The sequence below is a fragment of the Actinomycetota bacterium genome, from assembly GCA_018830725.1.
In the GTDB taxonomy this organism is placed as follows: Bacteria; Actinomycetota; Humimicrobiia; order JAHJRV01; family JAHJRV01; genus JAHJRV01.
Map to the genome: position 1 here is coordinate 1 of JAHJRV010000048.1, position 8441 is coordinate 8441.

Here is an 8441-nt window from a genome sequence, read left to right on the forward strand (position 1 = left end):
GACCATATCGGATTTTCACCGATTTCCCTCTTAACTTTTAAGACTTCTTGAATGCTTAATATTTAATTGTAGTTTTAAAAATACTACTAAATATGCTCAATGTCAATAATTTTATATTATCAATATTTTTTATTTTATTTCTTTGAAGATAATATCTCTTAAGATTCTGCGACCTCTGAATATGTTACATTTTAGAGTTCCTAAAGGCTGTTTTAATAATTTTGCTATTTCTTTGTATGAGTATCCATAAATATCTCTCAATACTATTGGAACTCTATATTTTTGTGGTAATGAAATAATATTTTCAATTATCTTCCTTCCATCTTCCTTTTTTAAAAATTCCCTCTCAACAGATGATAGTTCTTTATACCTGGCGCTTTTTGAAAAATCCTTATCATACTCTAAATCTAATTCTTTAGTTTTAGAAGTATACCTTTTTCTCTTTCTTATAAGATCGATACAGGTATTGGTAGTTAGCCTAAATAACCATGTTGAAAATTTTGACCTACCACCAAACTTATGAAGGGATTTGTAAATCTTTAGGAACACCTCCTGCGCAGCATCTGAAGCATCATGACTATTTCCCATTATATAAAAAGCGGAGGTAAATACCTTATTTTTGTATCTATTTACTATTGCTTCAAATGCAAGATTATCACCTTTTCTTGCACGAGCTATTAGAAATTGGTCGCTTAAATTATGATATCTTTCTATAAATATATTCTTAGTTGATTCGTTTTCTGAAACATCCATCTTCTTCATTCTTATTAGTCTTTTTTATTAACTTAAAGAAAATTTTCTTTTTAATCTCAAAGATTTTAAAAGTTGTTATAATTATAATTATAACAAAATCCTTTATCATTATCTGATAGAGGATCAAAAAATAAATCTATTAATAGTTTTTCAAAATAAGAATTATTATCTTCCATATCCTGGAGGAGCATCCACTAATTCGACTTTTGTTGTAAATTTTTTACCATATCTATATATTTCTAATTCTACTTTATCACCAACATTATATTTGACTATTTCTGCTATTAAATCGAGCTGTGTTCTTAATACTATATTGTTACACTTAGTAATAATATCTCCAACTTTTATTCCAGCTTTTTCAGCAGGTAAGTCTTCAAATACCTGTACAACGAATACCCCAGGAACATCTGGATCTGTTGAATCTCCCATTTTTATACCTATTATTGGTATTCTGGATTTGCCATATTTTATTATTTGATTTGCAATATTTGTAGCTATATCACTTGGAATAGCAAAACCTAATCCAACTGATGTAGGCATTAAACCATACATCTGATTAGGACTTATTATCAGTGTATTAATTCCCATTACTTTACCCTCTATATTGGCTAAAGCACCACCACTATTTCCCATATTTATAGCAGCATCTGTCTGAATTAAATCAACTACTACCTTATATTCCTCACCACCTATTAATTGAGGTATTTCTCTTCCAAGTGCACTGACTATTCCTGAAGTAACAGTCTGCTGAAATCCAAATGGACTTCCAATTGCAACTGCTAAATCTCCTACTTCTATATCTCTTACAGATATAAACTCAGCTGCCTTTAAATTTTTCTTATCCACTTTTATAACAGCAATATCAGCACGTGGTTCCATTCCTACTAATTTTGCCTTTTCTGTTTTACCATCAAAAAAAGTCACCTTAATATTTTCTTTTTCTGCTTCTTCAACAACATGAGCATTGGTTAATATATAGCCATCTTCTGAAAAAATTACCCCACTGCCAACAGCAGGAACTAGACCTTCACGACCAAAAATATCATATTCAATTACTTCAACAGTAATATTTACCACACTCGGTTGAACTTTCTTTGCTACTTCTGTAACAGGATTTACTAACATAGCTTCACTTTTAACTATTTCTTGTTCTTTTGAGGTTTCTTCTTTGGTAATTTCCTTTTCTTTTATAGTTTCTTGCTTTTCTGCAGTCTTTTCTATTCTTTCTTCAGTAGGAGAGGTAATTTGTAATTTTCTTAAATATACTGTTCCAAATATAGCTCCAACTCCAATAATTAATATTGAAATCACAATTAAAACTATTAAACATCCTCTTAAAAAGTTTGAAGATCTGTTGTATTTTATGTAATTGTTGTCATCCATTTCTTTAACACCTCTTAAAAATGCATTTCAAAGTTAAAAGCAAAGTATTTTTTATACCACCATTTCCTTCTCTTTTTTAGCTTTAAATATTGAAATAAGCTCAGGAATAACTTTAAATAAATCTCCTACTATACCAAAATCTGCAATCTTGAATATAGGAGCGTCTGGATCTTTATTTATAGCTACAATTGTTTCTGATGCCTGCATACCAGCTCTATGTTGAATAGCTCCTGAGATGCCACAAGCAATATAAAGTTTTGGAGATACAGTTTTACCAGTCTGACCTACCTGGTGGTCTTTTGATATCCATCCTGCATCAACTGCTGCTCTTGATGCTCCAACTTCACCACCTAACAAGTCAGCAAGTTCTTGAATAAGTGGAAAGTTTTCAGGCCCTTTCAATCCTCTTCCACCTGACACTATTACTTCCGCTTCCTCAAGTTTAACTATTTTCTTCTCCAACTTTAAGTATTTAACAAAATGAGAAAGAATATCAGATTCTAAAATATTTGGCTTTATATTGATGACATTTCCTTCTCTTGATAAATCTTTTTCAGGTTCTCTAAATACACCTGGCCTTACTGTTGCCATTTGTGGTCTATGATTTTTGCATGTGATAGTAGCCATAATATTTCCACCAAATGCTGGTCTTGTTTGTAGAAGATGTCGTTCAGTCTCATCTATGGTGAGTTCTGTACAATCTGCCGTTAGTCCGGTCTGTATTCTTTGAGCAAGTCTTGGAGCTAAATCCCTTCCCATGTGTGTTGCTCCAAAGATGAATATTTCAGGTTTTTTTTCCATAGTAAGGTCATAAATTGCTTTTGTATATAAATCTGTTTGATAATTCTCCAACAATGGATTATCTATTAAGTAGACATTATCAGCTCCACATTGAATCAATTCTTGAGCTAATTCTGCAATTTTATGACCTAAAAGTATCGATTCAACTCTGACTCCTAAAATATCAGCGATTTGACACGCTTTTCCAACCAATTGCTTTGCAACTCTAGTTAATTTTCCATCTCTTTGCTCAGCAAAAGTCCATACACCAGAATATTTACTTATATCAATAACACCCTCTTCTATTACTTCAATAGATATTGCTTCTACAGGACATTCATCAACACAAGCTCCACACTCATTACAAGCATCAAGTAGTACTGCAATATTTTCGTCATCAAGCTTAACTCCATTAAAAGGACATATCTCTACACAAAGTCCACATCCAGAACATAAATCTCTATTTATATAAATTGCCATATATTTACCCCCAATCTATAATATATTCTTTGCTCTTAGTCGATTAAATAAAATCTCAGCAGCTTTTTTAGGTTCATCCCTGATAATTTCACCTTTACCTTTCGGTTCCGGAGAAAAGATTCTTTTAACTGAAGTAGGTGAACCATCCATTCCTATTCTCTTTTCATCAACATCCATATCTTTCTTTTCCCATATTTCAACCTCTTTCTCCCTATATGCACTCATAATCCTATATGCTGAAGGGTATCTGGGTTTATTTGCCTCTGCAGTTACAGTTAAAAGAGCAGGTAAGTTTGCTTCCCATCTTACTCTTTTATCCTCAAGTTCTTGAATTACGATTATCTTATTATCTTCAATATTCACCTCTAAAACATAGGTTATTTGAGGAATTGATAGAAACTCTGCTAATTGTGGTCCTACCTGTGCAGTATCTCCATCTATCGCCTGTCTTCCACACAGAACTAAATCATACTTTCCAATTTTCTTGATAGCAGATCCCAGGGAGTATGCTGTAGCCATTGTATCAGCTCCAGCAAAAGCCCTATCAGTTAGAAGTATTGCTCTATCAGCACCAATAGCTATTGCTTCTCTTAAAGCTTCATCTGCTTGCGGAGGTCCCATAGAAATAACTATAACTTCACCACCAAATTCTTCTTTTAATCTTAATGCTACTTCTAAAGCATTTTTATCCTCAGGATTTATAATGCTTGGAATTCCTTCCCTCATAAGTCTACCTGTTCTCTTATCAATTTTGACATTTGTTGTATCAGGAACTTGTTTAATACAAACAATAAATTTCATATTTTACCCCCAATAAATTATAATCATTAGAATTTTTAACTCTTTCATATTTCTCTTCTAATCATATTGGCTATTACAAGTTTTTGGATTTCATTGGTTCCTTCATAAATTCTTGCTACCCTTGCATCTCTGTACATTCTCTCAATAGGGAACTTCTTCATATAACCCATACCACCATGTATTTGAAGTGCTATATCAATAGCTCTGCCAAGAACCTCCGATGCAAACAGCTTGCACATTGCTGACTCCTTGGTGAATCTCTGATCATTCTCCTTTAACCAAACTGCATGATAAACCATCTGTCTAGCTGCATATATTTCTGTTGCCATATCAGCAATCATCCATTGTATTGCTTGATTTTCCCATATAGGCTTTCCAAATTGAACCCTATCTGTGGCAAATTTTATTGATGCATCTAAACAAGCCTGAGCTCCACCGACACATCCAGCTGCCAATGCTAACCTTCCACAGTCAAGCCCCTTCATAAATACAATAAAGCCTGCTCCCACATCACCTAAAACATTCTCCTTGGGCACATTACAATCTTCAAATATTAACTCAGCAGTACTTGAACCTCTAATTCCCATTTTATCTTCTAACGTTCCTATAGAAAATCCTGGGGTACCTTTCTCAACTATAAAAGCTGTTACCCCACCTCGAGCTCCAAGTGCTTTATCTGTAACAGTTAAAACTATAACAACATCTGCTATATCCCCATTAGTTATCCATATTTTAGTACCATTTAATATATAATAATTACCATCTCTTACAGCTGTAGTTTCTATAGCAGCTGCATCTGAACCAGCATTGGGCTCGGTTAATGCGAAGGCTCCTATTTTTTCCCCTTTTGCAAGTGGGGTTAAATATTTCTGTTTTTGTTCCTCTGTTCCAAACATTTCAATAGGCATGCAACATAGTGATGTATGTGCACCTAAAATAGTACCATGTGAGCTACATACTTTCCCAATCTCCTCAGCAGCGATACAGTATCCTAACATTCCTGCACCAGCACCACCATATTTTTTTGGAATAGGCAATCCCATAAACCCCAGCTTTGCCATTTTCTTTATATTCTCATGAGGAAATTTTCCCTCCCTGTCCATATCTTCAACTACAGGAGCTATTTCTTTTTCAGCAAACTCTCTTACTGTTTTACATAACAGCTCAAGTTCTTTTGGAATAGAATAATCCATCTGCATCTCCTCTCTAATGAAGTTGTCAGATTTTTATAAATTATTAGTATTGTTTAATTTTTGATGTTTTTAATAATAAAATTTTTACAACTCTTTTTTAAAAAATAATATTCTTTTTGTGTAACTTTAGTTTACTTTAACAAATAAATCTACTTGATATTTTTACAGAAATTGATAATTACTTTCCTTTAAATTTAGGTTGCCTTTTTTCTATAAATGCAGCTACACCTTCCTTCATGTCTTCTGTTCCACAAACCTCACCAAATAATTCTGATTCTATTTTTAATCCTTCCTCTAATGATACCTGGATTCCCTCCCCTATAGCTTTCTTAGATTTAGCTACCGCAATTGGTGCCTTACTAATAATCTTTTTTGCTATATCTTTAGCTGTTTTTAATTCTTCACCATCCGGAACTACTCTGTTAACCAATCCAATTCTCATAGCTTCCTGAGCACTTATCATATCTCCAGTAAAAATCATCTCTTTTGCTTTTGCCAAACCAACAATCCTGGTAAGTCTCTGTGTACCACCCCATCCAGGAAACAGACCTAAATTTATTTCAGGTTGACCTACCCGAGCTCTATCAGATATTATCCTTATATCAGTAGCCATAGCCAGTTCTAATCCTCCTCCAAGAGCAAGTCCATTTATAGCAGTAATAACTGGTTTTCCCATTTTCTCCATTTTCGTTAAAATTGCTTGACCCTTTGACGACATTTCCTTTGCTAATTCAGGAGTGAGTTTTGGCATTTCTTTTACATCAGCACCAGCAATGAAAGCATACTTTCCACCACCTGTTATAACAATCGCTCCTACATTTTGATCTTTTTTTAGCTCATCTAATACTCCACCTAATTCTTCCATAGTTTTGCTATTTAAAGCATTTACTGGGGGACGATCAATTACCAAAGTTGCTACTTTATCTTCAATAGTGTAATTAACAAATTCTCTTTCCATAATTTTGACCTCCATATTTAACTTAATTTTTTTCTTTTTTCAAATTTTTTTACATTTTACTATAATCGTAAAATCCTTTTCCTGTTTTTATACCAAGATGTCCTGCTACTACCATTTTTCTTAGAAGATATGGGGGGTTAAAGTTTGGGTTTCCATACTGTTTAGCCATATAGTCAGCAACATTCAAAACAACATCTAATCCTAAATTATCTGCAAGAGTGAATGGACCCATTGGCATTCCTGCTCCTGCTTGCATTGCCAAATCTATATCCTTTGCTGATGCAACTCCTTCATCAAGGCATTTACAGGCTTCTATCAGCATTGGAAGAAGTATTCTGTTTACCAAAAATCCAGGTATCTCTTTTACTTTAACAGGTAATTTCCTTAATCTTTCTGCAAGTTCAACTACTGTATCTATTGTATCTTGAGATGTCTCAATACCTGGTATAACTTCCACCAATTTCATAATATGTGCTGGAAAGAAAAAGTGCATACCTATAAATTTTTCTGGTCTGCCAGAACCTCTTGCCATTTTTGATATTGATAGAGCCGATGTGTTTGAAGCAAAAATTGTGTGAGGTTCACAAATTTCATTTAATTCCTTAAATAGATTTATTTTTAAATCAATATCCTCTGGAATAGCCTCAATAATTACATCAACATCTTTTAGGTCCTCTAACTTTAAAGTACCAGTTATATTGCTCATAATCTGATCTTTCATTTCCTGGGACATCTTACCCTTATCAACTCTTTTTCTTAGAATGTCATCAGCTTTCTTAATACCAACGTCTACAAATTCCTGCTTAATGTCCCTTATTATTACAGGAAGACCTGAATAAGCAGCTACCTCAGCTATCTCTGCTCCCATAGTTCCTGCTCCGCAAATACCTATTTTATAAACGTACATTTCACAATTCTCCTTTTCAAGAATTTCTTAATAAGAATAGTCATAATTATAAAGTTTTAAAATTTTTAAAGTTTTAAATAAAGTTTACATTCTCTCTACTACCATTGCTATTCCCTGACCACCACCTACACATAATGCTGCTAGTCCGTATTTTGAATTTCTGTTTTTCATTGCATAAAGTAGTGTCACTAATATTCTTGCTCCACTACATCCCACAGGGTGACCCAAAGCTATTGCTCCACCATTTACATTCAATTTATCATGGTCAAAGTGAAGCTCTCTATCTACTGCTAATACCTGGGCTGCAAAAGCTTCATTTAGTTCAATCAAATCCATATCTTTTAACTCAAGCCCAGCTTTCTTCAATGCTTTAGGAATAGCATAAACTGGACCAATTCCCATAATAGCTGGATCCACTGCTGCTACAGCATAGGACAAAATTTTAGCCATAGGTTCTATTTTTCTTTTTTTAGCAACATCCTGTCCCATTACTATTAGAGCAGCAGCTCCATCATTTATCCCACAGGAGTTACCTGGGGTAACAGTTCCCCCTTTTTTGAAAACAGTAGGATAAAGAGCAAGTTTTTCTTTTGATATACCTGCCCTTGGAAACTCATCTTTATCAAATTTAATAGGCTCTCCCCTTGTTTGAGGAACTATTAATGGAACTATCTCCTCCTTGAATTTTCCCTCTACTATTGCTCTTGTTGCTCTCATCTGGCTTCTTGCTGCATATTCATCCTGTTCTTCCCTTGTTATTTTGTATTTTTCTGCTAAATTTTCAGCAGTCTCTCCCATTATTATGCTTCTTATAGGATCAGTTAAACCCTCCCAAAGAGTATCGGTAACTTCACCATGTCTTAATCTATAGCCCCATCTTGCTCCCCTTAGAACATATGGAGCTGCACTCATATTTTCAACACCACCTGCAACAATAATATCCGCTTCATTAAGTTTAATTACTTGTGCTCCATTAACAACAGCTTGAAGACCTGAAGCACATAATCTATTCACTGTATATCCCGGAACCTCAACTGGAATTCCTGCTTTCAGTGCAGCTACTCTTCCAACATTTGGTTCATCACTCCTTTGTAATACACAACCCAAGATAACATCATCTATTTCCTCACCCTTAACACTGGACCTATCCATTGCCTTCTTTATAACAACCTTTGCTAAATCAGCA

Annotated in this window: 8 protein-coding genes; all 8 read right to left on the minus strand. The window is 34.1% G+C overall.

Going from position 1 to position 8441, the window contains the following annotated elements:
* Positions 1–129: 129 nt before the first annotated feature.
* Positions 130–762 carry a sigma-70 family RNA polymerase sigma factor gene (locus KKC53_02525; GenBank protein MBU2598043.1) on the minus strand — a complete coding sequence of 211 codons (633 nt, stop codon included), beginning with the start codon at positions 760–762 and terminating at the stop codon, positions 130–132.
* Positions 763–918: 156 nt separating this feature from the next.
* On the minus strand, positions 919–2136 hold the full coding sequence (locus KKC53_02530; GenBank protein MBU2598044.1) for a trypsin-like peptidase domain-containing protein: 1218 nt from the start codon (positions 2134–2136) through the stop codon (positions 919–921).
* 51 nt (positions 2137–2187) lie between these two features.
* Positions 2188–3396, minus strand: coding sequence for an electron transfer flavoprotein subunit alpha (locus KKC53_02535; protein ID MBU2598045.1), 1209 nt, complete (start codon positions 3394–3396; stop codon positions 2188–2190).
* Between the two features lie 15 nt (positions 3397–3411).
* Positions 3412–4197, minus strand: coding sequence for an electron transfer flavoprotein subunit beta/FixA family protein (locus KKC53_02540; GenBank protein MBU2598046.1), 786 nt, complete (start codon positions 4195–4197; stop codon positions 3412–3414).
* A 44-nt stretch (positions 4198–4241) separates the two neighbouring features.
* Positions 4242–5390: an acyl-CoA dehydrogenase gene (locus KKC53_02545; GenBank protein MBU2598047.1), complete on the minus strand. Its 1149-nt coding sequence runs from the start codon at positions 5388–5390 to the stop codon at positions 4242–4244.
* A gap of 178 nt (positions 5391–5568) precedes the next feature.
* Entirely contained in the window at positions 5569–6348 is a 780-nt protein-coding gene (locus KKC53_02550) for an enoyl-CoA hydratase/isomerase family protein (protein MBU2598048.1), read from the minus strand.
* Positions 6349–6397: 49 nt separating this feature from the next.
* Positions 6398–7255: a 3-hydroxyacyl-CoA dehydrogenase family protein gene (locus tag KKC53_02555; protein MBU2598049.1), complete on the minus strand. Its 858-nt coding sequence runs from the start codon at positions 7253–7255 to the stop codon at positions 6398–6400.
* An 84-nt stretch (positions 7256–7339) separates the two neighbouring features.
* On the minus strand, positions 7340–8441 hold a 1102-nt coding region (locus tag KKC53_02560; GenBank protein ID MBU2598050.1), incomplete at its 5' end, for a thiolase family protein.

What these genes read in the sequence shown, in the direction of transcription:
- KKC53_02525 (MBU2598043.1), bottom strand. Translation starts at nt 762, where the DNA reads ATGAAGAAGATGGATGTTTCAGAAAACGAATCAACTAAGAATATATTT.
- KKC53_02530 (MBU2598044.1), bottom strand. Translation starts at nt 2,136, where the DNA reads ATGGATGACAACAATTACATAAAATACAACAGATCTTCAAACTTTTTA.
- KKC53_02535 (MBU2598045.1), bottom strand. Translation starts at nt 3,396, where the DNA reads ATGGCAATTTATATAAATAGAGATTTATGTTCTGGATGTGGACTTTGT.
- KKC53_02540 (MBU2598046.1), bottom strand. Translation starts at nt 4,197, where the DNA reads ATGAAATTTATTGTTTGTATTAAACAAGTTCCTGATACAACAAATGTC.
- KKC53_02545 (MBU2598047.1), bottom strand. Translation starts at nt 5,390, where the DNA reads ATGGATTATTCTATTCCAAAAGAACTTGAGCTGTTATGTAAAACAGTA.
- KKC53_02550 (MBU2598048.1), bottom strand. Translation starts at nt 6,348, where the DNA reads ATGGAAAGAGAATTTGTTAATTACACTATTGAAGATAAAGTAGCAACT.
- KKC53_02555 (MBU2598049.1), bottom strand. Translation starts at nt 7,255, where the DNA reads ATGTACGTTTATAAAATAGGTATTTGCGGAGCAGGAACTATGGGAGCA.